Source organism: Pseudonocardia adelaidensis (genome assembly GCF_039543345.1).
GTDB lineage: Bacteria > Actinomycetota > Actinomycetes > Mycobacteriales > Pseudonocardiaceae > Pseudonocardia > Pseudonocardia adelaidensis.
The window spans coordinates 234,959-258,404 of sequence record NZ_BAABJO010000008.1; the positions used below are offsets into that span (position 1 = coordinate 234,959).

Below are 23,446 nucleotides of genomic sequence, written 5' to 3' on the forward strand. Positions count from 1 at the left end.
GGCACCCGTATCCACTCACGGTGGTGTCTAGAGGCCCAGGTCGGCCTCGAAGGCACCTTCCTCGAGGCGGGCCTTGATCGCGCTCACGAACCGGCCGGCGTCGGCGCCGTCGACGATCCGGTGGTCGTAGGTGAGCGGCAGGAAGCAGACCGAGCGGATGGCGATCACATCGTCGCCCTCGGGGCCGGTCACGACGGTGGGCTGCTTCGTGATCTTGCCCGTGCCGAGGATGGCGACCTGTGGCTGGTTGATGATCGGCGTGTCGAAGAGCGCACCGGCGCTGCCGATGTTCGTGATCGTGAACGTGCCGCCCGACAGCTCGTCCGGGCCGATCTTGTTCTCGCGCGTGCGCTGCGCGACGTCGGAGATCCGGCGGGCCAGCCCGGCGATGTTCAGGTCCTCGGCGTTCTTGATCACCGGCACGAGCAGGCCGCGCGGGGTGTCCACCGCGATGGCGAGGTGCACGGCCCCGTGGTAGGTGACCTCCTTGGTCTCCTCGTTGATCGAGGAGTTGACCTGCGGGTACGCCTTGAGCGCCTCGACCGTCGCCTTCGCGAAGAACGGCAGGAACGTCAGCTTGACGCCCTCGCGCCGCTCGAACTCGCCCTTGGCGCGGGCCCGAAGCGCGGCGATGCGCGTGACGTCGACCTCCTGCACCGTGGTGAGCTGGGCCGAGATCCGCAGCGACTCGGTCATCCGCTGGGCGATGACCTGTCGCAGCCGCGGCATCTTCACCGTGGTGCCCGGCTCCGGCGCGCCGGCCGCGGGCTTCGGGACCTGCCGCGCGGGCGCTCCGGACGGGGCGGCCGCCGGCGTGGACGGGGCCGCCGCGGCCGCGGGCTCCGGGGTGGGCTCCGGGGTGGGCTCCGGGGCGGGCTTCTTCGCCTCGGCCGCGGCCAGCACGTCCTGCTTGCGGATGCGGCCGCCGACGCCGGAGCCGCTGATCGAGGACAGGTCGACGTCGTGCTCGGCGGCGAGCTTGCGCACCAGCGGCGTGACGTACGGCGCGCCGCCGCGCGAGCCGTCGTCCTGCGCCGCGGGCTGCTCGGCCTCCTCCGGCTCCTCGGCCTGCGCGGGGCGGGACGCGGGGGACGGACGCTCCTCGGCCTGGGGGCGGGCGGGCTCGGGCTCGGGCTGCGCGGCCGGCTCGGGGGCGGGAGCCGGGGCCTCCTGCCTGCCACCTGCGGCCGCGTCGCCGATGACGGCGAGCCGAGCGCCGACCTCGATCGTCTCGTCCTCGGCCGCCGTGATCTCCAGCAGCGTGCCGGCCACGGGGGAGGGGATCTCGGTGTCGACCTTGTCGGTGGACACCTCGAGCAGCGGCTCGTCGACCTCGACCCGGTCGCCGACCTGCTTGAGCCAGCGGGTGACGGTGCCCTCGGTGACGCTCTCGCCGAGCTCGGGCATGCGGACGGCAGTGCCCTCGCCCGCGGGCGCCGTGGCGGCCTGCGGGGCCTCGGCCGGCTGCTCCTGCTGGGACGGGGCCGCGGCGGGAGCAGGCTCCTCGGCCTCGGCCACCTCCTCGGCGGGCTCGTCGACGGTGGGCTGCACCGTCCGGCCGCCGGCGGAGTCGGCGGGACCGGAGTCGGTGGGTGCCTCGTCGGCGTCGCCGATCACGGCCAGCTCGCCGCCGACCTCGACGGTCTCGTCCTCGCCGGCGACGATGCGCTGCAGGACGCCTGCGGCGGGCGATGGGATCTCGGTGTCGACCTTGTCGGTGGACACCTCGAGCAGCGGCTCGTCGACTTCGACCCGGTCGCCCTCCTGCTTGAGCCACCGGGTGACGGTGCCCTCGGTGACACTCTCACCGAGGGCGGGCATCTGGACGGAGAAGGCCATTTCGGGTCGGAGCTCCTCTTCCTGCGGTTCGGGGTTCGGTTGCCGGGGCGGCTGTCGGCTGTGCCAGATCAGGAGTGGCTGTGCAGGGGCTTGCCGGCGAGCGCGAGGTGCGCTTCCCCGAACGCCTCGTTCTGGGTGGGGTGGGCGTGCACGAGCGCGGCGACGTCCTCGGCCTGGGCGTCCCAGTTGTAGACGAGCTGGGCCTCGCCGATGAGCTCGCCGACGCGGGCGCCGATCATGTGGATCCCGACCACCGGACCCGGCGTGCCCTCGCCGCCGGCCTTGACGAGCTTGATCGCGCCCTGGGTCTGCAGGATCTGGCTCTTGCCGTTGCCGGCGAGGTCGTAGACGAGCGTCTGGACGTCGCCGTGCTTCTCCCGGGCCTGGGCCTCGGTGAGCCCGACCGAGGCGACCTCCGGTTCGCAGTAGGTGACGCGCGGGATGCCGGCCTCGTCGATCGGCGCCGGCGCCAGCCCGGCAATCTCCTCGGCCACGAAGATCCCCTGCTGGAAGCCCCGGTGGGCGAGCTGGAGGCCGGGCACGATGTCGCCGAGGGCGTACACGTTCCGCAGGTTGGTGCGCAGCCGCTCGTCGGTGAGGACGAACCCGCGCTCCATGGTGATGCCGGCCTCCTCGTAGCCGTGGCCCGCGGTGTTGGGCCCGCGGCCGACCGCGACGAGCAGCAGGTCGGCCTCGATCTCCTCGCCGGACTCCAGCGAGACGGTGACCGAGTCGTCGGTCTGCTTCGCGCCGGTGAACTTCACGCCCGTCTTGAACGCGATCTTGCGGCGGCGGAATGCCCGCTCGAGCTGCTTGGAGGCGAACTCGTCCTCGTTGGGGACGAGGCGGGGCAGCGCCTCGACGATCGTGACCTCGGCGCCGAAGCTGCGGAACACCGAGGCGAACTCGACGCCGATCACGCCGCCGCCCAGCACGACGACCCGGTTGGGCACGGAGCCGAGGTGGATGGCCTCGTTGCTGGTGATGACCCGGCCGCCGATGTCGAGGCCGGGGAGCGACTTCGCGTAGCTGCCCGTGGCGAGCACCACGTTCCGCCCGACGTAACGATCATCACCGACGACGACCGCGTTCGGGCCCTCGAACCGACCCGTGCCCTCCACGAAGTTGATCTTGCGGGACTTGACCAGGCCCTGCAGGCCCTTGTACAGCTTCGCGACGACGCCGTCCTTGTAGCCGTTGACGCCGGCCATGTCGATGCCGGCGAGCGAGCTCTTGACGCCGATCTTGTCGCCCTCGCGGGCGGCGTCGGCCACCTCCGCAGCGTGCAGCAGCGCCTTGGTGGGGATGCAGCCGTAGTGCAGGCACGTGCCGCCCAGCTTGTCGCGCTCCACCAGGACCACGGACATGCCCAGCTCGGCGGCGCGCAGCGCGGCGGCGTAGCCACCCGAACCGCCCCCGAGAACGACCAGGTCCGCGTTGTGCTCGGGCACGTGTGCACTCCCTATCGATCGGCTGCCACGGGTGTGGATGCGGCATGTCACGCCGCGGAAGCCATCTTGTCATCCGCCGGTGCCGGACGCGGCGCCTGGTCGGCCGGGAGCGGATCCGCCGTCTCGATCGTTGAGGGTCCGGGAGGTGGCGCGAGATGGGGCTGTTCGGGAAGCTGCGGCGGGGCGCGTCGCGGGCGAGGAACGAGGACGAGGCGCACCTGCGGGCATGGGCCGCCGCGCACGCGGGCGTCGAGGCGTTCGTCGAGCCGCGCACCACCGTCACCGAGACCACCGTGCTGCTGGTCGACAAGGACGGCGCGTGGACGCGCCGCCGCACCCCCGGCCCGGCAGCGGCCCGCAAGTTCGCCCGGTCGCTCGCGATGCCGATCTACGACGTGCAGCTGGTCGGCTACCCGCAGCGGATGCGCGACCACGACGCCCGGCAGCGCATCCTCCGCAAGCGGGCCCGAGGCGATTAGCACCTTGGAGCCTTACTGCTGTTCACACGGCCCGGGAACAGCAGTAAGGCTCCAAGGTGCGTCTCAACCGTTCTTCGCGATGTCGGTCAGGAGGGCGTGGAGGGTGCGGACGGGCACGCCGGTGCCGCCCTTCGTCACGTAGCCGTACGGGCCGCCGCTGTGGAAGCTCGGGCCCGCGATGTCGATGTGGGCCCACTGCAGGCCGTCCGGCACGAACGCACGCAGGAACGTGCCGGCCACGAGCATGCCGCCCCAGCGACTGCCCGTGACGTTCGCGATGTCGGCGATGCGGGAGTCCAGCTCGCCGCGCATGTGCTCGGGCAGCGGCATGGCCCAGCCGTCCTCGCCGGTGGCGCGGGCGTGGGCGGCCACCCGGTCGCGGAAGTCGTCGCTGCCCATGACGCCTGCCGTGCGCATGCCGAGCGCCACCTGCTGGGCGCCGGTGAGGGTGGACGTCTCCACCAGGTAGTCGGGGTCGTCCTCGGACGCGCGGACGATCGCGTCGGCGAGGATGAGCCTGCCCTCGGCGTCGGTGTTGAGCACCTCCACGGTCTTCCCGCCGTACATCCGCAGCACGTCGCCGGGGCGGTAGGCGGTGGCGCTGGGCATGTTCTCGGCCATCGGCACGGTGGCGGTGACGGCCACGGGCAGCTGCAGCTGCGCCGCGAGCACCGTGGTGGCGATCACCGCGGCGGCGCCGCTCATGTCCGAGGTCATGTGGTCCATGTTCGCGGCCGGCTTGATCGAGATGCCGCCGGTGTCGAACGTGATGCCCTTGCCGACCAGCGCGACCTTGGCCCGCGGCTCGGAGCCGCCCGCGTACCGCAGCCGCACCAGCCGCGGCTTGCGCGACGAGCCGCTGCCGACGCCCAGCACGCCGCCGAAACCGGCGGCGGCGAGCGCCTCGTCGTCCAGGACCTCGACCTCGACGCCCGCGGCCTCGGCGAGCTCACGCGCGCGGGCGGCGAACGTCTCGGGGTAGAGGTCGTTGGGCGGGGTGTTCACCAGGTCACGGGCGGTGCGCACGGCACCGGCCACCGCCGTGGCGGTGCGCAGGACCTCCTCCTGCCCGTCCTCGGCGAGGAGCCCGACGGCGCCGACGGGGGCGCGGCCGCCGCCGTTCGAGCGGTACTCGGTGAACGTGTAGGCGCCCAGCAGCGTGCCCTCCGCCGCCGCGCCGAGGTCGAGCCGCCCGAGCGTGCTCACGGCGCGCCCGCTGCCGGCCAGCGCGCGGGCCGCGGAGCCGGAGGCCCGCCGCACCTGGTCGGCGTGCGGCTCCCCGCCCTCGTCCGGAGCGCCGAGCCCGGCGGCGACGAGCAGCGGCGCGGTGATCGCACCCCGCGTGGGCAGCTTCACCACCTCGTCGGCCTTGCCGGTGGCGCCGACGACGGCGAGCAGGTCGGCGAGGGTCGTCTCCCCGCCGAACGCCTCGGCGATCTCCGTGGCGCCCGTGGCGAGGCGCGGGCGCTCCTCCCCGTCGGCCGCGGGCAGCAGGCCGATGACCACGGCGTCGACGTCGGCGGTGACGGGCGAGCCGTTGGCGATGTGCAGGTCGGTGGACACGCGGCGGGGTCCTCTCGGGAGAAGGGGTGGCGAGACCGGTTCGAAATGCTAATGACACCCGCGTGCCGTCGGACCGGGCAGGCCCGGGTGCAAGGGTGGACGCCGTGTCCTCGAGCCTGGAGCGCCGACTGGGTACGGCCGACGCCACGGTGCTCGGGCTGGCCGCCATGCTCGGTACCGGCGTGTTCGCGGTCTGGGCGCCCGCCGCGGCCGCCGCGGGGCCGTTCCTGCTGCTCGCCGTCCTGCTCGCGGGGATCGTCGCGGCCTGCAACGCCGCGTCCACCGCCGACCTCGCCGTCGCCCACCCGGAGAGCGGCGGCGGCTACGTGTACGGCCGGGAGCGGCTCGCCCCGGCCTTGGGCCGGCTCGCAGGCGTGGCGTTCCTGGTCGGGAAGACGTCCTCGGCGGCCGCGGCGGCCGGGGTCTTCGGTGCCTACGTGCTCCCCTCGAGCCCGCTGCCGGCTGCCGTGCTGGTGATCGTGGCCGCCACCGCGCTGAACGTCGCCGGCGTGCGCTGGACGGCGCGCGGGGCGTACGCGCTGGTCGGAGGCACGCTCGCGGTGCTGCTGGTCGTGGTGGTGATCGGGCTGCTCGGGCCGGTCCCCGCCGACGTCGGCACCCTCGCCAGCCCGGACGCCGAGCCCGTTCCCGGTCCCGGCGGCGGGCTCGGAGTGCTCACCGCGGCCGCGCTCGTGTTCTTCGCCTTCGCCGGGTACGCGCGCGTCGCGACGCTCGGCGAGGAGGTGCGCGACCCCCGCCGCACGATTCGGCGGGCCGTCACGCTGGCGCTGGGCATCACGCTGCTGACCTACCTGCTCGTGGCCGCGGCACTGGTGGTCGGGCTCGGCACGGACCGGCTCGGCACCGAGGCCACCCCGCTCGTGGCCGTGGTCGACGCGGGCCAGATGAGCGCGCTCGGCGTGCTCGTCCGCGCAGGCGCGGCAGTGGCGGCCGGCTCGGCGCTGCTGTCGGTGCTGGTCGGGGTGAGCCGCACGGCGCTGGCCATGGCCCGGCGCCGGGAGCTGCCCGGCGGCCTGGCCGCGATCTCCGCGCGTGGCACACCGTGGCGCGCCGACCTGGCAGGTGGCCTCGTCGCGATCGGCATCGCGGCGGTGGCCGGCCCGGTGGCGGCGATCGCGCTCTCGGCCTGCTCCGTGCTGGTCTACTACGCCGTGATCAACCTGGCCGCGCTGCGGCTGCCGCGGGCGGAGCGCAGCTGGCCGCACGTCACGTCGGTGCTCGGCCTGCTGCTGTGCGTCGGGCTCGCCGCGCTGCTGCCCACCCGCCAGGTGCTGATCACAGCGGTCGCCCTCGCCGTCGGGTGGACGCTCTGCACGCTGCTCGGCCACGGCCGCGCGGCTGCACCGGGCGACGGGGCGTCCGGGTAGGTTCGCCGCGTGGCCGATCTCCTCACCAGCCCGCTGCACGACCGGCACACCGCGCTCGGCGCCACCCTCGGCGAGTTCGGGGGCTGGTCGATGCCCCTGGCGTACCCCGCAGGCACGGTGGCCGAGCACACCGGCGTGCGCGAGGCGGTGGGCGTGTTCGACGTGAGCCACCTCGGCAAGCTCGCGATCACCGGCCCGGGGGCGGCGGAGTTCGTGAACCGCTGCTTCACCGCCGACCTGGGGAGGATCGGGCCCGGGAAGGCGCAGTACACGCTGTGCTGCACCGAGTCCGGCGGCGTGGTCGACGACATCATCGTCTACCTCGTCGGGCCGGACGAGGTGCTCGCCGTGCCCAACGCCGCCAACGCCGCCCGGGTCTCCGAGCTGCTGCGGGCGGCCGCCCCGGACGGGGTCGCCGTCACCGACCGGCACCGCGACCTCGCCGTGCTCGCGGTCCAGGGGCCGAAGGCGGCCGAGGCGCTCGTGACCGTGCTCCCGGGCGCGGCGGACCTCGCCGGCCTGGACTACATGGCGTTCGCCGACGTCGCCGCGCGCAGCGACAGCGGAGCGCGCATCGACGCCGCGATCCGCGTCTGCCGCACCGGCTACACGGGCGAGCGCGGCTACGAACTGCTGGTGCCCGCCGACGACGCGCCGCGCGTCTGGGACGCCCTGCTCGCCGCGGCCGAGCCGCTCGGCGGCGGCCCCGCGGGGCTCGGCGCCCGCGACACGCTCCGTACGGAGATGGGCTACCCGCTGCACGGGCAGGACCTCTCCGAGGACATCACGCCCGTGCAGGCCGGGAGCGGGTGGGCAGTCGGCTGGACGAAGCCGGAATTCTGGGGCCGCAAGGCCCTGCTCGCGGAGAAGGAGGCCGGGCCGGCGCGGCGGCTGCGCGGGCTGCGGGCCACCGGGCGCGGCATCCCGCGTGCCGGCATGGCGGTGCTTGCCGGCGGCGAGCGCGTCGGCACCACCACGTCGGGCACGTTCTCCCCGACGCTCAAGGCCGGCATCGCGCTCGCCCTGATCGACACCGCATCCGGCGTCGGCCTCGACGACCCGGTCACCGTCGACGTCCGCGGCAGGGCCCTGGACTGCACGGTCGTGAAGCCACCGTTCGTCCCGTCCCACGTGCGGTAGTCGGACGTCCGACCGTTGTGCGGCCTAGTACCGTCTCCGGTATGACCGTGGAGTTCTCCCGCGCCCCCCACCCGTCCCCGGTCCCTGCGGCCCGGCGGGTGGAGATGGTGGCCGACCCCGGGTTCGGCCGGTATTTCACCGACCACATGGTCACCATCCGGTGGAAGGCCGGTGTGGGCTGGCACGACGCGGCGGTGGTGCCGTACGGGCCGCTCACCCTCGACCCGGCCACGATGGTGCTGCACTACGGGCAGGAGATCTTCGAGGGGCTCAAGGCCTACCGGCAGCCCGACGACTCGATCGCGACCTTCCGCCCGGAGGCCAACGCGGCCCGCTTCCGGTCCTCCGCCGCCCGCATGGCGATGGCGGAGCTGCCCGACGAGCTGTTCCTCGCCTCCCTGGAGGAGCTCGTGGGCGCCGACCGCGAGTGGGTGCCGCCCGCGGGCGGCGAGGACTCGCTGTACCTGCGCCCGTTCATGGTGGCAACGGAGGTCGGGCTCGGGGTGCGGCCCGCCGCCGAGTACCTGTACGCCCTGATCGCCTCGCCGGCAGGTCCGTACTTCACGGGTGGTGTCGCTCCGGTGGACGTGTGGCTGTCCACCGACTACACGCGCGCGGCCCTCGGCGGCACCGGCACCGCGAAGTGCGGCGGCAACTACGCCGCCTCCCTGCTGCCGCAGGCCCAGGGCGCCGAGCACGGCTGCGCCCAGGTCGCCTACCTCGACGCCGAGGAGCGGCGGTGGATCGACGAGATGGGCTCGAACAACCTGTTCTTCGTGTTCGGATCCGGCGACGACGTCGAGGTGGTCACGCCGTCGCTCACCGGCAGCATCCTCGCGGGCGTCACGCGCGACTCCCTGCTCGTGCTGGCCAAGGAGCTGGGCTGCCAGGTCACCGAGCGGCGGGTGTCGGGCCAGGAGTGGCTCGAGGGCGCCGCCGACGGGCGGATCAGCGAGGTCTTCGGGTGCGGCACCGCGGCGGTGATCACGCCGATCGGGCGCGTCAAGCACAACGAGGGCGAGGTGGAGATCGGCGGCGGCCAGCCCGGCCCGGTCACCCTGAAGCTGCGCGCCCTGCTGACGGACATCCAGCGGGGGACCGCGCCGGACACCCACAGCTGGATGCGCACGCTGGTCGCTGCGGGCTGAGCCGGTCGGCGGTTCGACGATCAAGCGCAGATGGCGGCCGGCCGTCACGAGGTGACGATCCACTGCGGTAGGCGCGCCGTTCCCGGCCGGTCGCGGCCTGCCTCCCGCCTCGCCCGCGCGTGTTCGCCCCGGTTGGTCCCAGCCCCAGCGATGTTCGGTGCGGAACGCACCGCCAGGGAGCGGGCTGGGCCACCGCGAGCAGTACACCATCGCAGTCGGCACCACCGTGCTGTGCTGCTCTGCCGGTCGCCGCCGCCCGGTCGCGACGAGCGGCACCTCGACGCAGCCGCCGCCACCGTGGAGTACTGCGGATCACCGCCCCGCTGTCACTGCCCTTGCACGGTGGTGCAAGGGGGCGCGCCCCCGATTCGGCACACCCTCGGGAGGCACGTCAGGTCCCTGCCCCGCTGATCAAAAGCGTTTCTAGCCGGTCGCCAGCGCCACCAGGACCACCGTCGTCGCGAGCTCGTTGCCCGCGCCGAGCACGTCGCCGGTCATGCCTCCGAAGCGGTGGGCCGTGTGCCGGGACAGCGCGACGACGAGCGCGGCGCCGAGCACCACGCCGGCCCCGGCGCGCAGGCCCATCGTGAGCCCGGCGGCGGCCAACGCCGCCCACCAGGCCACGGGCACCCACCACGGTTGTGACCCCGCCACCAGCGCGCCGAGGCCGCCGGGCCGCGCGGCGCGCACCCCGCGCCGGGCGATCCAGCCGAACCCGGCGCGGCCGGCCGCCGCGGCCAGCGCGACCCCGGCCACCGCGGACGGGCCGGTGGACGCGAGCTCGGCGAGCGCCACGGCCTGGACGCCCAGCACCACGACGAGCGTCACCACCGCGAACGCGCCCACGCCGCCCTCGCGCATCACGGCGAGCGCGCGTTCCGGCGGGCCGTAGCACCCCAGCCCGTCCGCGGTGTCGGCCAGCCCGTCGACGTGCATGCCGCGGGTGGCGAGCGCGCAGAACCCGACGGCGAGCAGCCCCGCGGCGAGCGGCGGCACCCCGAGCGCGGCCATGCCGAGGAGCAGGCCGCCCGCCACCGCGCCCAGCGCCGCACCGACGACCGGCGCCCAGCGCAGCGCGCCGGCCCCGAGCCGCGCGGTCGGCTCGGGCGACCGCACCGGCAGCACGGTCAGCAGGCCCAGCGCGACCGCGAGGGACCTCACGCGTGCCCGGCTTCTCCGAGCAGCCGCACCGCCATCTGCAGGAGCGGGACGGCGGCCACGGCGCCGGTGCCGTCGCCGAGCCGGATGCCGAGGTCGAGCACGGGGGACAGGCCCAGGTGCTCCTCTACGGGGGCCATCGCCGGGTCCGGGGACCGCTGGGCGTAGAGCCACCACTCCCTGGCGCCCTTCGCCAGCTCGTCGGCCAGCAGCGCGGCCGCCCCCACGACGAGCCCGTCGAGCAGCACCGGCGTGCGCCGCAGCGCGGCCTGCACGCAGAAGCCGGTGAGCGCGGCGATATCGGCGCCGCCCGCGACCCGCAGCAGGGCGAGCGGGTCGCGCACGTACGGGCGGGCCCTGCGCAGCGCGTCGCGCACGGCGGCAGCCTTGCGCATCCAGCCCGCGTCGTCGATCCCGCTGCCGCGCCCGATCACGGCCACCGGCTCCGTGCCGGTGAGCGCCGCGACGAGCGTCGCCGCCGGGGTGGTGGCCCCGACCCCGAGCGAGGCAGGCACCAGCAGGTCGGCGCCCGCGTCCACCTCCTCGTCGGCCAGCGCCCGCCCGACGGCCAGCGCGCGGTCGACCTCGTCGGCCGTGAGCGCGTCCTCGCGGTCGATGCGGCCGCTGCCGCGCCGGATCCGGCGCTGGTCGCCCTCGTCGGTGTCGAGCGCGACGTCGACGACCCGCATCGACACGCCCGCAACCGCGGCGAGCACCCCGACCGGCGCCGTGTGCTCCTGGATCCCGGCGATCTGGCGCAACGTGTCGCCCGGCGCGTGCGCGGACACCCCGGCGGCGGCGATCCCGTGGTCGCCCGCGATCACCACCAGGCGGGGCCGCGCGAGCGGCCGCGGCGGGCACACCCCCTGCGCCGCGGCGAGCCAGACGCCCAGTTCGGCGAGCCGGCCGAGCGCCCCGTCGGGCACGTCCAGCTCGGCGTGGCGGGCGACGGCGGCGCGCCGCGCGTCGACGTCGGGCGCGGTGATCGCAGGAAGCTCCACGGGATGTTCCTACAGCGCGCGGTGCGGCGCCCGCGGGGCGGGTGCCGCGACACCTCAGCTGTATGGGCGGGGCGGCTGCGGCGGCAAGGCGGTCGCACACCAACTTCGGTGCTGGCACACCAACTGCAGTCACTGTGTGAGCACCGAAGTTGCTGTGTGACGCCCCTGCTCGCCTACTTCAGCCGCAGGGGGAGGCCCGCGACCAGCAGCGTCACCTCGTCGCAGACGGCCGCGAGGGCCGCGTTGAGGGCACCCAGCTCGTCGCGGAACAGGCGCCCCGCCCGGGTGCCGGGTACGACGCCGAGGCCGACCTCCGCCGACACCAGCACGACCCGGCCCGGCGCGGCCGCGACCGCCGCCACCAGCTCGTCGACCGCGGTGCCCACGGCAGGCGGCACGGCGGGCGCGTCCCAGGCCCCGGCGTCGTCGAGCACCCCCGTGAGCCAGGTGGCGAGGTCGTCGACCAGCAGCGGCCCGCCGCCCGCGCGCACGACCGCGGCGACGTCGGCGTCCTCGAGCGTGGCCCAGGACGGGGGACGGCGGGCGCGGTGGGCGTCGATGCGCGCCGACCACTCGACATCGTCGGGGCGGCGGCGGGCGGTCGCCAGGTAGCGGACCGGGGCGTCCGCCGGCAGCATGCCCTCGGCGTGGGCGGACTTGCCCGAGCGGGTGCCGCCCAGCACCAGCGTCCGGCTCAGCATCGATGCTCGTTCCGCGACGCTGCGGTCAGGGGTTCGCGCCCCGCTCGACCCGCGGCTTCGGGATGCGCAGCCTGCGCAGCTGGCTGGCCCGGGTGAACGCGTACCAGCCGGTGGACAGGGCGCCGATCTGCTCGTCGGGGAACTTCGCCCGCGCCTTCCGGGTGACCGACGCGCCGAGGAAGATCCCCTCGATGATCATCGTCGACAGGGCGACGAGGCTGAACAGGCTCAGGTACTGCTGGGCGGCCGGCACCGGGACCAGCAGTGAGAGCACGACGATCAGCGCCAGGGGCATGAAGAGGCCCATGATGTGCGGCCGGGAGTCGATCACGTCGCGGACGTAGGCCTTCACCGGCCCGCGGTCCCGAGGCATGAGGTAGCGGTCGTCACCGGCGGCCATCCGCTGCCGCCGCTCGTCCGCCAGGCGGCGCCGCTCCTCCTTGCTCGGCCGGTTCGCCTTGGCGAGCCGCGCGGCCTCGCGCTGGGTGCGCGGCGGTGGCGCGGCCGGCCCGCGGCGCTTGCCCTCGGCGTCACGGCGCTTCGGGGTGGGACGGCCCTTGCCCGCGGTGCGCTTCGGCGAGGACGTGTCGGAGTCGGTGGGCGCCGGCGCCGCGGACTCGGACGAGTCGGCGCCGACCTTCGACGGCGTGGAACGGCGCAGGAACCTCACGCACGTCACCTTACGGGCGATAGCGTCTGGCACATGCGAGTGGTCGTGGCACCTGATTCCTTCGGCGGCACCCTGAGCGCCACGGCGGCGGCCGAGGCGATCGCGGAGGGGTGGCGCCGCACCGCCCCCGACGACGAGCTGCGGCTCCTCCCGCTCGCCGACGGCGGCACCGGTTTCGTCGAGGTGCTGCACGCCGCGCTCGGTGGTGAGTGGCACGAACGCGAGGTCACGGGGCCGTTCGGCGACCCCGTGCCGGCGCGGTGGCTGCGGATCGGGGACACCTGCTACCTGGAGTCCGCCGCCGCGTGCGGGCTGCACCTCGTACCGCGGGAGCGCCGCGTCCCCGAGGTGGCCGTCTCGGTCACCTCGCGCGGGGTCGGCGAGCTGGTGGCCGACGCGCGCGACGCGGGTGTCGCCGAGGTCGTCGTCGGGCTGGGCGGATCGGCCACCACCGACGGTGGCGCCGGGATGCTGGCGGCGCTGGGCGCCGTTCCCGTCGACGCCGACGGCGCCCCGCTCTCCGGCGGCGGAGCCCCGCTGGCCCGCTGCGCCCGGCTGGAAGGCGCGGTCGACCTGGGCGGCGTGCGGCTGGTGGCCGCCGCGGACGTGGACAACCCGCTGCTCGGACGGCACGGGGCGGCCGCGGTGTTCGGCCCGCAGAAGGGCGCCGACGACGGCGCCGTCGCCGAGCTGGACGCCGCGCTGGCGCGGTTCGCCGACGCGCTCGCCGCCGCGTTCGGCGTGGACGTGCGCGACGAGCCGGGCGCCGGTGCCGCGGGCGGGCTCGGCGCGGCACTGCTCGCGTGCGGCGCGCGCCGGGTGTCGGGAGCGGGCCTGGTGCGCGAGCTCGTCGGCCTGGACACCGAGCTCGACAAGGCCCAGCTCGCCATCACGGGCGAGGGCAGCTTCGACTGGCAGTCGCTGCGCGGGAAGCTCATCACGGCCGTGGCGCGGGGTGCCGCCGACCGCGGCCTGCCGTGCGTGGTGCTGGCCGGGCAGGTGTCGGTGGGGCGGCGGGAGGCCGCCGCGGTGGGCGTCGACTCCGCATACGGGGTGGCCGAGCACGCGGGCAGCGTCGAGGCCTCGATGGCCGACCCGGCGGGCACCCTCGCGGCGCTCGCCGAGCACGTGGCCAGGCAGTGGAGCAAGGGCTGAGCGACGCTCGCGGCGCGAACACCGATACCGATGGTGGCGCCCGTCACGGTGGGGTCGCTGCCCGGGCGGGATCGGGTACCGGAGGTACCCTGGGAACAGGACCGCGCCGCACGATGTTGGGGAGAGTCATGACTGTCGACAACACCACCGCCGTCGAGACCGAGACGCACGGCGTCGAGCTCACCGACGCCGCCGCGCTCAAGGCCAGGGCGCTGCTCGACCAGGAGGGCCGCGACGACATGCACCTGCGCATCGCCGTCCAGCCCGGTGGCTGCGCCGGCCTGCGCTACCAGCTGTTCTTCGACGACCGCGAGCTCGACGGCGACCTGTTCCGTGACTTCCACGGCCTGAAGGTCGGCGTCGACCGGATGTCCGCCCCGTACCTGCAGGGCGCCGTCATCGACTTCGTCGACAGCATCGAGAAGCAGGGCTTCACGATCGACAACCCGAACGCGGGCGGCTCCTGCGCCTGCGGCGACTCGTTCAACTGATCGCGGCCAAGGATCGTGGCCAACTGAGCTGACTGCGGCTTCCTCGCGGACCCCGGCCGGACCCCTCGGCCGGGGTCCGGCGCGTCTGTAGGGTGACTCCCCGTGCCTATCGCCGTGACCGGGTCCATCGCCACCGACCAGCTGATGCACTTCCCCGGTCGGTTCGCCGACCAGATCGTCCTCGAGCAGCTCGACCGGCTCTCGCTCAGCTTCCTGGTCGACGACATGGTGATCCGGCCCGGCGGGGTGGCCGGCAACATCGCCTTCGCGCTCGGTGTGCTCGGTCGTTCGCCGCTGCTGGTCGGCGCGGTCGGGTCCGACTTCGGCGAGTACCGGGCCCGGCTGGAGGCCAACGGCGTCGACTGCTCCGCCGTGCTCGTCTGCCCGGATGTCAACACGGGCCGCTTCGTCTGCACCACCGACGACGACATGCGCCAGATCGCGTCCTTCTACACCGGCGCGATGGCGCGCTCCCGGGAGATCTCCCTGGCCCCGCTGCGGGACCGGATCGAGCTGGTGCTGGTGGGCGCCAACGACCCCGAGGCGATGCTGCGCCACACCGACGAGGCCCGGGAGCTGGGCATCCCGTTCGCGGCCGACCCGTCCCAGCAGCTCGCCCGCATGGATGGCCCGGAGATCCGCCGGCTCGTCCAGGGCGCCCGCTACCTGCTCACCAACGACTACGAGTGGGAACTCCTGCTCAAGAAGACCGGCTGGACCGAGGCCCAGGTCGCCGACGAGGTGGGGATCAGGGTCACCACGTACGGCGAGAACGGCGTGGAGATCCACGGCCCGCAGACGTTGAAGGTCGGCGTGGTGCCGGAGACCGGGAAGGTCGACCCCACCGGCGTCGGTGACGCGTTCCGCGCCGGGTTCCTCGCCGCCGTCTCGGGTGGCCTGTCGCTGGAGCGCGCCGCGCAGCTGGGCTCCCTCATCGCCGTGCAGGTGCTGGAGACCGACGGCCCGCAGGAGTGGTCGTGGGACCGCGCGAGCGCGCTGACGCGCCTGGGCGGCGCCTACGGCCCGGAGGCGGCGACGGAGATCGAGCGCGTGCTGCCCACCTGACCCGGATCAGAGGTCCAGCTCCCACTCTCCCAGCCGGTCGTAGGGGCAGTAGCCCATCGCCTCGTTGATCGACCGTCGCGGGCCCGGATCCGGTCGGCGTCGTGCTGCTCGGGGCCGTAGTGCAGGTCGTCGAGCGGGGGATCGGTGGACATGCGTGCCTTCAGCGCCGCCATGTCGTCGAGCCGGTCCGCCGGGGTGTTCCCCGTCCACTGGACGAGCTCGTAGCCGGTGGCGGCCGGCGGCGCGTGCGGCGTCGGCGAGCCGGTGCAGCAGCCTGCGCCCGATCCCGCGCCCGCGGTGCGCCGGTGCGACGACGAGCTCACCGAGCGCGTTGTCCGGGTTGTCCAGCAGGGGGAGCGCGAGCAGCGCAACCCCGACCGGCTCCGTCCCGGCGCGGGCCGGCCACGCCGTCTCGGCGTCGCCGGGCTCGCCCGCCTCCAGCCGAGCGTGGTGCTCCACCCAGCACGGCGGTGGGTCGGCGGGCACGTCGTGCGCCTGCGCCGCCGCGAGGACCGCGAACCAGTCGCGCAACGCGCCTTCGTCGTGGGGCGCGACGGTGTCGAGGGTGACGGGGGCGGCGAGTTCGACCACGATGCCCATCGCGGCACGCGGCGGCCGCGCGCGCCACCGGATTCCGCCCCACCCGGGCCGGTCGCCGGTGACCTGCTCGGCTAGTCTCTACGCGTGGTCGAAGTCGGCCGGGAAGACGCAGCTACGGTTCAGGAGGGCGGCTTGCAGTGGGCCGAGCACAGCGCGGGGAAGTCCGCCGCTCAGGGACGAGGCGGGGCCCGATGAGGCGCGCGGTCCAGTTGGCCGGGCTGGCGCTCCTGATCGTCCCGCTCACCACCGGATGCTCGGTGGAGGAGGTCCTGCGTTTCGGGTGGCCGGCGGGCATCACCCCGCAGGCCGAGGCGATGCGCGAGCTGTGGACGTGGGCGGCGGTCGCGGCGCTCGTCGTCGGCGCGGTCACGTGGGGCGCGATGTTCTGGGCGATCGCGTTCCACCGCAAGCGCAAGGGTGACGACAGCCTGCCGCGCCAGACGCAGTACAACCTGCCGCTCGAGATCACCTTCACGGTGATCCCGACGATCATCGTGGCGGTGCTGTTCGCGTTCACGGTCAACGTGCAGAACTACGTCGACGTCGACCAGCAGGACCCGGACCTGCGGGTGGACGTCACGGCGTTCCAGTGGAACTGGGAGTTCGAGTACCCGGACGCCCCCACGCCGGACGGGCGGCCGGTGAGCACGCTGGGCACGAGCGAGACCATCCCGCTGCTCGTGCTGCCCACCGGGCGGCGCATCGAGTTCTCGCAGCGGTCCAACGACGTGATCCACAGCTTCTTCGTGCCGGAGTTCCTGTTCAAGCGCGACGTCTTCCCGATGCCCGAGGTCAACGACCAGGACAACGTGTGGCAGATCGACTCGATCGACCGTGAGGGCGCGTTCGTCGGGCGGTGCGCCGAGCTCTGCGGCACCTACCACTCCATGATGAACTTCGAGGTCAGGGCGATCTCGCCGGCGCTGTTCGACCAGTGGCTCGGCCTGCGGCAGCAGGTGAACCCGGCCACCGGTGCCCCGTACACGGCCGGTGAGGCACTGCAGCAGCTCGGCTGCGGTCAGCTGTGCACGCCCCAGGCCTACACGACCTATCCCTTCAACACCGAACGCACGCAGCGCCACGCGTCGCAGCCGGTCACCGCGGGGAGCTGAGGCACGCCATGAAGGTCGAATCCCGCATCTTCGAGATCATCACCGCGTTCTTCTTCCTCGCGGCGATCGTCTACACCGTGCTGGCCCGGGAGGCCGTCGGCGTCGCGGCGCTCTTCCTCACCGGCGGCCTGTCGCTGATCATCGGCACGTACTTCCGGTTCGTCTCCCGGCGGCTGGAAGCGCGCCCGGAGGACAACCCCGAGGCCGAGGTGTCCGACGGCGCGGGCGACGTGGGCTTCTTCTCCCCGGGCAGCTACTGGCCGATCGGTGTGGCGGCGAGCGCCGCGGTGTGCGGCATCGCGCTCGCCTTCTGGCACGTGTGGCTGCTGGTGATCGGCGGCGTGCTGCTGCTGTTCACCGTCGGCGGGCTCGTCTTCGAGTACCACATCCGGCCGGCGGAGCACTAGCGTCAGTCCCGTGGCGGACGGGGAGGGGCAGCCGTCGGCGCTGCGCGTCGAGGAGAACGGCATCAACGTCATCTCCGACGCCGAACGCCACGGCACCCCGCGCCAGCTGTTCTGGCCGTGGTTCGCCGCCAACGTCTCGGTGCTCGGGCTGAGCTACGGTGCGTTCGCGCTCGGCTTCGGGATCTCCTTCCCGCAGGCGCTGGTGGCCGGGGTCGTCGGGATCGTGTTCTCGTTCCTGCTCGTCGGGTTCGTCGCGATCGCCGGCAAGCGGGGCTCGGCCCCGACGATGGTGCTGAGCCGGGCGGCGTTCGGCGTGCGGGGCAACCGGCTGCCGTCCGCGATCTCCTGGCTGCTGACGGTGGGCTGGGAGACCGTCCTCACCACCCTCGCGACCCTCGCCACGGCCACGGTCTTCTCCCGGCTCGGCTGGGGTGGCGGCACCGGCACCCTGCTGGTGGCGCTCGTCGTGGTGGCCGCGCTCACCGTCGCGGCAGGCGTGCTGGGCTTCCAGTTGATCATGCGCCTGCAGACGGTGATCACGGTCGTCACCGCCGTGCTCACCGTCGTCTACATCCTGCTCGTCGTCGACGACGTCGACTTCGCGGCCGTCGGCGCGCTGCCGAGCGGGTCGGCCCAGGAGGTCGTCGGCGCGCTGGTGATGCTGATGACGGGGTTCGGCCTGGGCTGGGTGAACGCCGCCGCCGACTACTCCCGCTACCTGCCGCGCGGCGCGTCCGGTCGCGGGGTGGTGGTCTGGACGACGGTCGGGTCGGCCCTCGCGCCGCTGGTGCTGTTCGCGTTCGGGCTGCTGCTCGCCGGCTCGTCCTCCGAGCTGTCGGACGGCATCGCCGCCGACCCGATCGGCGCGCTCACCACCGCGGTACCCACCTGGTTCCTCGTACCGTTCGCGCTGGTGGCGGTCCTCGGCCTGGTCGGCGGGGCGGTGCTGGACATCTACTCGTCCGGCCTCGCGATGCTCGCGATGGGCGTACGGGTCCCGCGCTACGTCGCCGCGCTGATCGACGGCGGGATCATGATCCTCGGCACGATCTACGCGGTGTTCTTCGGTGGGGAGTTCCTGGGGCAGTTCCAGGGCTTCCTCATCACGCTCGGGGTGCCGGTGGCGGCGTGGTGCGGCGTGATGCTCGCCGACATCGCGCTGCGCCGGCGTGACTACGACGAGGCCGCGCTCTTCGACCCGGCCGGCCGGTACGGCGACGTGCGACCGTTACCGATCGCCGTCGTGGTGGTCGGCACGCTGCTCGGCTGGGGGCTGGTCGTGAACAGTTCCGCCGCGTGGCTCGCCTGGCAGGGCTACCTGCTGGGCCCGCTCGGTGGTCGCGAGGGCCCATGGGCGTACGCGAACCTCGGCGTGCTCGTGGCGCTGGTGCTCGCGTTCCTCGCCACCTGGGCCGGCACCGGCCGGGGGGTGCGCGCGCAGGAGGCGCGGGCCTGACCTTTTCTGCAGGGGCGGTCCGGAGCCGGAGGTGACGCGTCCCGCCAGGAGTACTTATGGTGGCGGGTGCTGGTCTGTGACGCAGAACCGAAGGCGGTTCTCCCCCATGACGGATGTACAGAGCCCGGGCACCCCCGTCGACGAGAAGAGCGGGGGCGGCCTCGGTCTCCCGGCCCCGGCACCGCCCCGCAGCCGCCCGAGGCGCCCCACGACCAACCGCGACTGGTGGCCCCACCAGCTCGACCTCTCGATCCTGCGCAAGCACCCCGCCGCGGCCGACCCGATGGGCCCGGACTTCGACTACGCCGCGGAGTTCGCGACGCTGGACCTGGACGCACTGGCGCGTGACATCGACGAGGTGCTGACCACCTCGCAGGACTGGTGGCCCGCCGACTTCGGCCACTACGGGCCCCTCGTGGTCCGGATGGTGTGGCACTGCGCCGGGACGTACCGCGTCGGTGACGGCCGGGGCGGCCCGGGTGCCGGGACGCAGCGCTTCGCGCCGCTGAACAGCTGGCCGGACAACCGGAACCTCGACAAGGCGCGCCGGCTGCTGTGGCCGGTGAAGGAGAAGTACGGTCGCAAGATCTCGTGGGCGGACCTGATGGTCTTCGCCGGCAACCGGGCCCTGGAGTCGATGGGCTTCACGACGTTCGGCTTCGGCGGCGGCCGCGTGGACGTCTGGGAGCCCGAGGAGGACGTCTACTGGGGTCCCGAACACGCGTGGCTCGGCGACGAGCGCCACACCGGCGTCCGGGACCTGGAACGGCCGCTCGCGGCCGACCAGATGGGCCTCATCTACGTCAACCCGGAGGGCCCGAACACGGTCCCGGACCCGTTCACCTCGGCCCGGGACATCCGCCACACGTTCCGGCGCATGGGGTTCGACGACGAGGAGACGGTCGCGCTGATCGCGGGCGGGCACTCGTTCGGCAAGGCCCACGGGGCGGGCGACCCCGAGCGCCTCCTCGGCCCCGACCCCGAGGCCGCCCCGATCGAGGACCAGGGCCTGGGCTGGAGGTGCGGCCACGGCACCGGCAAGGGTCCCGACACGATCTCCAGCGGGCTCGAGGGCACGTGGACGGCCACCCCGACGCGGTGGGACAACAGCTTCTTCGAGAACCTCTTCGAGTTCGAGTGGGACCTGGAGCTCTCCCCGGGCGACCTGTGGCAGTGGCTCCCGAGGGACGGCGGCGGCGCCGGCACGGTGCCGGACGCCCACGACCCGTCGAAGGCCCACCCCCCGAAGATCCTCACCACGGACCTCGCGCTGCGGTTCGACCCGATCTACGAACCGATCGCGCGCCGGTTCTACGAGAACCCCGACCAGATGGCCGACGCGTTCGCCCGGGTCTGGTTCAAGCTGACGCACATCGACATGGGCCCGATCCAGCGCTACCTCGGGCCGCTCGTCCCCCGGGAGAGCCTGATCTGGCAGGACCCGGTGCCGGCCGTGGACCACGAGCTGGTGGACGCCGACGACGTCGCCGCGCTGAAGGCGCAGGTCCTCGCCTCGGGGCTGTCGGTGTCCCAGCTCGTGTCCACCGCGTGGGCGTCGGCATCGACGTTCCGCACGAGCGACAAGCGGGGTGGGGCCAACGGCGCGCGCATCCGCCTCGAGCCGCAGCGCGACTGGGAGGTCAACGAACCGGACGAGCTCGCGCGCGTGCTGCGCACCCTGGAGGGGGTCCGGGAGTCCTTCAACGGCGGACAGGCCGGGGGGAAGAAGATCTCGCTGGCCGACCTCATCGTGCTCGGCGGGTGCGCCGCCGTCGAGCAGGCGGCCCGCGACGCCGGCCACGATGTCCGGGTCCCGTTCACGCCCGGCCGCACGGACGCGTCGCAGGACCGGACGGACGTGGAGTGGTTCGCCCCGCTCGAGCCCGTCGCCGACGGGTTCCGCAACTACCGCGGGAAGGGCGGCCGGGTGCCGTCCGAGCACCTCCTGGTCGACCGGGCGAACCTGCTCGACCTGAGCGCGCCCGAGATGACCGTGCTCGTCGGCGGGCTGCGCGTGCTGGGGGCGAACCACCGGCGGTCGCCGCTGGGTGTGCTCACCTCGGCGCCCGGGACGTTGACCAACGACTTCTTCCGGAACCTGCTCGACATGGGCACCACGTGGAAGCCCACGTCCAAGGGCGCTGAGACGTTCGAGGGCCGCGACCGGGCGAGCGGCGAGGTCAGGTGGACCGCCAGCCGTGTCGATCTCGTGTTCGGCTCGCACTCCGAGCTGCGGGCCATCGCCGAGGTCTACGCGAGCCGTGACGGGCGGGAGCGGTTCGTGCGCGACTTCGTGGCCGCCTGGGACAAGGTCATGAACCTGGACCGGTACGACATCAGGCGTTGGCCGGCAGGTCGGTGCCGGCGCCCCGGCGCCGCAGCACCACCAGGTCGTGGCGGGCGTCCGGCAGGCTCTGCTCCTCGAGCCCCTCGACGGTGAACCCGGCGTCGGCGATCATCTGCCGGTCGTCGGCGCCGGGCTGGCCCTCGCTCGTCAGGTAGTCACCGAGGAAGATCGAGTTGGCGAGGTGCAGGGCGAGCGGTTGCAGGCTCCGCAGGTGGATCTCGCGCCCGCCGGCGAGCCGGACCTCGACGTCGGGGAACACGAACCGGAACAGCGCGAGGATCCGCAGGCAGCGCTCGGGGGTGAGCTCCCAGCGGCCTTCGAAGGGCGTGCCGGCGAACGGGATCAGGAAGTTGACCGGCACGGAGTCCGGGTCGAGGTCGCGCAGCGCGAAGGCGAGGTCGAGCACGTCGTCGTCGGACTCGCCCATGCCGAAGATCGCCCCCGAGCAGGGGGAGAGGCCCGCCGCGGTGGCCCGCTCCAGCGTGTCGACCCGGTCGGCGAACGTGTGCGTGGAGCAGATCTCGCCGTAGCGGGCCTCGCTGGTGTTGAGGTTGTGGCTGTAGGCGTGGGCGCCCGCGGCGCGCAGCCGGTCGGCCTGGCCGTCGGACAGCAGGCCGAGGCACACGCACACCTCGACGTCGGGCCGGTCCGCCTTGATCGCGTCGATCGTGCGTTCCACGCGGGTGATGTCGCGCTCGTGCGGGCCGCGGCCGCTCGCGACCAGGCACACGCGCTTGGCGCCCGCCCGCACCGCCCGGTCGGCGATGCCCGCCGCCTCGTCGGGGGAGACCCAGGTGTACTTGAGGATCTCCGCCTCCGACCCCAGCCGCTGGGAGCAGTAGCCGCAGTCCTCGGGGCACATGCCGCTCTTCAGGTTGATGATCGTGTTGAGCTTCACCCGGCGACCGAAGAACTGCCGCCGCACCCGCGAGCCGGCGGCGACCACGTCGAGCAGCTCGTCGTCGCCCGCGAGCACGCGCCGGGCCGCGTCGCGGCGGATGGGTTCGCGGGCGAGTGCGGTGCGCGCGAGGCCGCCGAGGACGTCGTCCATGTCCAGCACCTTGGTCAACTTCCGCGCGCGCGGCAAGGCCCCCTCAGTCGCGGGCGGCGTCGCCGAGCGCCTGCCGGGCGATGATCACCTGCTGGATCTGGCTGGTGCCCTCGTAGATCCGGAACAGCCGCGCGTCGCGGTAGAACCGCTCGACCGCGACCCCGCGGATGTACCCCGCCCCGCCGTGCACCTGCACCGCCCGGTCGGCGACGCGGCCGACCATCTCGCTCGCGAAGTACTTGGCGACCGACGGGCCCCGCACCTTGTCGGTGCCCGCGTCGTAGGCCCGCGCGACGTCGAGGACGAGGGACCGCCCCGCCATGTGGTCGGTCACCGAGTCGGCGATCAGGCCCTGCACCAGCTGGAACGACGCGATCGGCCGCCCACCCTGCTCACGGGTCTTCGCGAACTCGACCGACTCGTGCACCAGGCGGCCCGCCATCCCCACGCACAACGCCGCGATGTGCGCGCGGCCGTGGGCGAGGCACCTCGCCGCGGTCTGGAAGCCGCGGTCCACGCCGTCGGCCCCGCCCACCAGCGCCTCGGCGGGCACGCGCACGTCGTCGAGGTGGACGTCGGCGGTCCAGGCCCCGAACTGGCCCATCTTGTGGTCCTTCGGCCCGACCGAGAGCCCCGTCGTGCCGGTCGGCACGAGGAACGTGGAGATGCCCCGGTTGCCGGCCGCATCGGGGTTGGAGCGGGCGAACACCATGATCACGTCCGCGATGGGGGCGTTCGTGATGTACCGCTTCGAGCCGTTCAGCACCCAGTCGGAGCCGTCCCGGCGGGCGGTGGTGGCCAGGCCCGCCGGATCGGAGCCCGCGTCGGCCTCCGTCAGCCCGAACGACGCCGTGACCTCGCCCGAGGCCAGCCGCGGAAGCCAGTCCTCCTTCTGGTCCTCCGTGCCCCCGACCAGCAGCACCTGCCCGGCGATGCCGTTGTTGGTGCCGAAGAGCGACCGCAGCGCGGGCGTGGTCCAGCCCAGCTCGAAGGCGAGCTGCGCCTCCTCGATGAGCGACAGGCCGAGCCCGCCGTACTCCTGCGGGATCGCGAAGCCGTAGAGCCCCATCTCCTTGCACGTGGCGATCACGCGTTCCGGGATCGCGTCCTCGGCGTCGATCTGCTCCTCGATGGGCACGACCTCCTTGCGGACGAAGTCGCGCACGGCGGAGAGGATGTCGGCCAGGTCGGCGGGGTCCATGGCGGGGGACGTTACCCGCCGGT

21 protein-coding genes are annotated in these 23,446 nt (G+C 73.9%); 11 read left to right on the forward strand and 10 right to left on the reverse strand.

Annotated features, from left to right (window positions below; genetic code table 11):
* Positions 1–27: 27 nt before the first annotated feature.
* The gene (gene sucB, locus ABEA81_RS13210) at positions 28–1,839 is read right to left on the reverse strand and encodes a 2-oxoglutarate dehydrogenase, E2 component, dihydrolipoamide succinyltransferase (RefSeq protein ID WP_345605290.1); all 1,812 of its coding nucleotides are present in this window, start codon (positions 1,837–1,839) and stop codon (positions 28–30) included.
* 68 nt (positions 1,840–1,907) lie between these two features.
* Entirely contained in the window at positions 1,908–3,290 is a 1,383-nt protein-coding gene (lpdA, locus tag ABEA81_RS13215; RefSeq protein WP_345605291.1) for a dihydrolipoyl dehydrogenase, read from the reverse strand.
* 155 nt (positions 3,291–3,445) lie between these two features.
* On the opposite strand from lpdA, the gene ABEA81_RS13220 reads away from it, so the two are divergent.
* Positions 3,446–3,769, forward strand: coding sequence for an oxidoreductase (locus ABEA81_RS13220; protein ID WP_345605292.1), 324 nt, complete (start codon positions 3,446–3,448; stop codon positions 3,767–3,769).
* 63 nt (positions 3,770–3,832) lie between these two features.
* On the opposite strand, the gene ABEA81_RS13225 is transcribed toward ABEA81_RS13220, so the two are convergent.
* Positions 3,833–5,332, reverse strand: coding sequence for a leucyl aminopeptidase (locus tag ABEA81_RS13225; RefSeq protein ID WP_345605293.1), 1,500 nt, complete (start codon positions 5,330–5,332; stop codon positions 3,833–3,835).
* Positions 5,333–5,436: 104 nt separating this feature from the next.
* Between ABEA81_RS13225 and ABEA81_RS13230 the strand changes: the two genes are divergently transcribed.
* From ABEA81_RS13230 to ABEA81_RS13240, 3 genes are read left to right on the forward strand one after another with little or no spacing between them, the layout of a single operon-like run.
* Entirely contained in the window at positions 5,437–6,720 is a 1,284-nt protein-coding gene (locus ABEA81_RS13230) for an APC family permease (protein ID WP_345605294.1), read from the forward strand.
* A gap of 9 nt (positions 6,721–6,729) precedes the next feature.
* Entirely contained in the window at positions 6,730–7,860 is a 1,131-nt protein-coding gene (gene gcvT, locus ABEA81_RS13235) for a glycine cleavage system aminomethyltransferase GcvT (protein ID WP_345605295.1), read from the forward strand.
* A gap of 41 nt (positions 7,861–7,901) precedes the next feature.
* Positions 7,902–9,008 (forward strand): branched-chain amino acid aminotransferase, encoded by a 1,107-nt coding sequence (locus tag ABEA81_RS13240; protein ID WP_345605296.1) that lies wholly within the window; start codon positions 7,902–7,904, stop codon positions 9,006–9,008.
* Between the two features lie 423 nt (positions 9,009–9,431).
* Here the strand turns inward: ABEA81_RS13240 and ABEA81_RS13245 are convergent, their stop codons facing one another.
* From ABEA81_RS13245 to ABEA81_RS13260, 4 genes are all read right to left on the reverse strand, one after another.
* On the reverse strand, positions 9,432–10,169 hold the full coding sequence (locus tag ABEA81_RS13245) for an adenosylcobinamide-GDP ribazoletransferase (protein WP_345605297.1): 738 nt from the start codon (positions 10,167–10,169) through the stop codon (positions 9,432–9,434).
* Complete coding sequence (locus tag ABEA81_RS13250) at positions 10,166–11,167, reverse strand: nicotinate-nucleotide--dimethylbenzimidazole phosphoribosyltransferase (protein WP_345605298.1); 1,002 nt, start codon at positions 11,165–11,167, stop codon at positions 10,166–10,168. The genes ABEA81_RS13245 and ABEA81_RS13250 overlap by 4 nt, the downstream gene beginning before the upstream one ends.
* A gap of 173 nt (positions 11,168–11,340) precedes the next feature.
* On the reverse strand, positions 11,341–11,868 hold the full coding sequence (locus tag ABEA81_RS13255) for a bifunctional adenosylcobinamide kinase/adenosylcobinamide-phosphate guanylyltransferase (RefSeq protein WP_345605299.1): 528 nt from the start codon (positions 11,866–11,868) through the stop codon (positions 11,341–11,343).
* A gap of 25 nt (positions 11,869–11,893) precedes the next feature.
* Positions 11,894–12,538 (reverse strand): DUF3043 domain-containing protein, encoded by a 645-nt coding sequence (locus ABEA81_RS13260; protein WP_345605300.1) that lies wholly within the window; start codon positions 12,536–12,538, stop codon positions 11,894–11,896.
* A gap of 33 nt (positions 12,539–12,571) precedes the next feature.
* Here ABEA81_RS13260 and ABEA81_RS13265 point away from each other — a divergent pair, with 33 nt between their 5' ends.
* From ABEA81_RS13265 to ABEA81_RS13275, 3 genes are all read left to right on the forward strand, one after another.
* Positions 12,572–13,693, forward strand: coding sequence for a glycerate kinase family protein (locus ABEA81_RS13265; RefSeq protein ID WP_345605301.1), 1,122 nt, complete (start codon positions 12,572–12,574; stop codon positions 13,691–13,693).
* Positions 13,694–13,821: 128 nt separating this feature from the next.
* Complete coding sequence (locus tag ABEA81_RS13270) at positions 13,822–14,184, forward strand: HesB/IscA family protein (protein ID WP_345605302.1); 363 nt, start codon at positions 13,822–13,824, stop codon at positions 14,182–14,184.
* A 144-nt stretch (positions 14,185–14,328) separates the two neighbouring features.
* On the forward strand, positions 14,329–15,249 hold the full coding sequence (locus ABEA81_RS13275; RefSeq protein ID WP_345605368.1) for a carbohydrate kinase family protein: 921 nt from the start codon (positions 14,329–14,331) through the stop codon (positions 15,247–15,249).
* A gap of 6 nt (positions 15,250–15,255) precedes the next feature.
* Here the strand turns inward: ABEA81_RS13275 and ABEA81_RS13280 are convergent, their stop codons facing one another.
* The gene (locus ABEA81_RS13280) at positions 15,256–15,849 is read right to left on the reverse strand and encodes a GNAT family N-acetyltransferase (protein ID WP_345605303.1); all 594 of its coding nucleotides are present in this window, start codon (positions 15,847–15,849) and stop codon (positions 15,256–15,258) included.
* A gap of 191 nt (positions 15,850–16,040) precedes the next feature.
* Between ABEA81_RS13280 and ctaC the strand changes: the two genes are divergently transcribed.
* The 4 genes from ctaC (at position 16,041) to katG (ending at position 21,264) form a co-directional block, all read left to right on the forward strand.
* Positions 16,041–16,961, forward strand: coding sequence for an aa3-type cytochrome oxidase subunit II (gene ctaC / locus ABEA81_RS13285; RefSeq protein ID WP_345605304.1), 921 nt, complete (start codon positions 16,041–16,043; stop codon positions 16,959–16,961).
* Positions 16,962–16,969: 8 nt separating this feature from the next.
* Positions 16,970–17,368, forward strand: a complete 399-nt coding sequence (locus ABEA81_RS13290; protein ID WP_345605306.1) for a cytochrome c oxidase subunit 4 — start codon at positions 16,970–16,972, stop codon at positions 17,366–17,368.
* A 10-nt stretch (positions 17,369–17,378) separates the two neighbouring features.
* Positions 17,379–18,824: a purine-cytosine permease family protein gene (locus ABEA81_RS13295; RefSeq protein ID WP_345605307.1), complete on the forward strand. Its 1,446-nt coding sequence runs from the start codon at positions 17,379–17,381 to the stop codon at positions 18,822–18,824.
* 106 nt (positions 18,825–18,930) lie between these two features.
* The gene (katG, locus tag ABEA81_RS13300) at positions 18,931–21,264 is read left to right on the forward strand and encodes a catalase/peroxidase HPI (RefSeq protein WP_345605308.1); all 2,334 of its coding nucleotides are present in this window, start codon (positions 18,931–18,933) and stop codon (positions 21,262–21,264) included.
* Here the strand turns inward: katG and bioB are convergent.
* Positions 21,161–22,222, reverse strand: a complete 1,062-nt coding sequence (bioB, locus tag ABEA81_RS13305; RefSeq protein WP_345605309.1) for a biotin synthase BioB — start codon at positions 22,220–22,222, stop codon at positions 21,161–21,163. The two genes, katG and bioB, sit on opposite strands and share 104 nt — an antisense overlap.
* Before the next feature lie 43 nt (positions 22,223–22,265).
* Positions 22,266–23,423, reverse strand: coding sequence for an acyl-CoA dehydrogenase family protein (locus ABEA81_RS13310; protein WP_345605310.1), 1,158 nt, complete (start codon positions 23,421–23,423; stop codon positions 22,266–22,268).
* Positions 23,424–23,446 lie beyond the last annotated feature (23 nt).

Excerpts from the sequence above, each read along its gene's own strand:
- sucB (WP_345605290.1), bottom strand. The coding sequence starts at position 1,839 with ATGGCCTTCTCCGTCCAGATGCCCGCCCTCGGTGAGAGTGTCACCGAG.
- ABEA81_RS13220 (WP_345605292.1), top strand. The coding sequence starts at position 3,446 with ATGGGGCTGTTCGGGAAGCTGCGGCGGGGCGCGTCGCGGGCGAGGAAC.
- ABEA81_RS13240 (WP_345605296.1), top strand. The coding sequence starts at position 7,902 with ATGACCGTGGAGTTCTCCCGCGCCCCCCACCCGTCCCCGGTCCCTGCG.
- ABEA81_RS13255 (WP_345605299.1), bottom strand. The coding sequence starts at position 11,868 with ATGCTGAGCCGGACGCTGGTGCTGGGCGGCACCCGCTCGGGCAAGTCC.
- ABEA81_RS13265 (WP_345605301.1), top strand. The coding sequence starts at position 12,572 with ATGCGAGTGGTCGTGGCACCTGATTCCTTCGGCGGCACCCTGAGCGCC.
- ABEA81_RS13270 (WP_345605302.1), top strand. The coding sequence starts at position 13,822 with ATGACTGTCGACAACACCACCGCCGTCGAGACCGAGACGCACGGCGTC.
- ABEA81_RS13275 (WP_345605368.1), top strand. The coding sequence starts at position 14,329 with ATGCACTTCCCCGGTCGGTTCGCCGACCAGATCGTCCTCGAGCAGCTC.
- ABEA81_RS13280 (WP_345605303.1), bottom strand. The coding sequence starts at position 15,849 with ATGGGCATCGTGGTCGAACTCGCCGCCCCCGTCACCCTCGACACCGTC.
- ctaC (WP_345605304.1), top strand. The coding sequence starts at position 16,041 with ATGAGGCGCGCGGTCCAGTTGGCCGGGCTGGCGCTCCTGATCGTCCCG.
- ABEA81_RS13290 (WP_345605306.1), top strand. The coding sequence starts at position 16,970 with ATGAAGGTCGAATCCCGCATCTTCGAGATCATCACCGCGTTCTTCTTC.
- katG (WP_345605308.1), top strand. The coding sequence starts at position 18,931 with ATGACGGATGTACAGAGCCCGGGCACCCCCGTCGACGAGAAGAGCGGG.
- bioB (WP_345605309.1), bottom strand. The coding sequence starts at position 22,222 with ATGGACGACGTCCTCGGCGGCCTCGCGCGCACCGCACTCGCCCGCGAA.
- ABEA81_RS13310 (WP_345605310.1), bottom strand. The coding sequence starts at position 23,423 with ATGGACCCCGCCGACCTGGCCGACATCCTCTCCGCCGTGCGCGACTTC.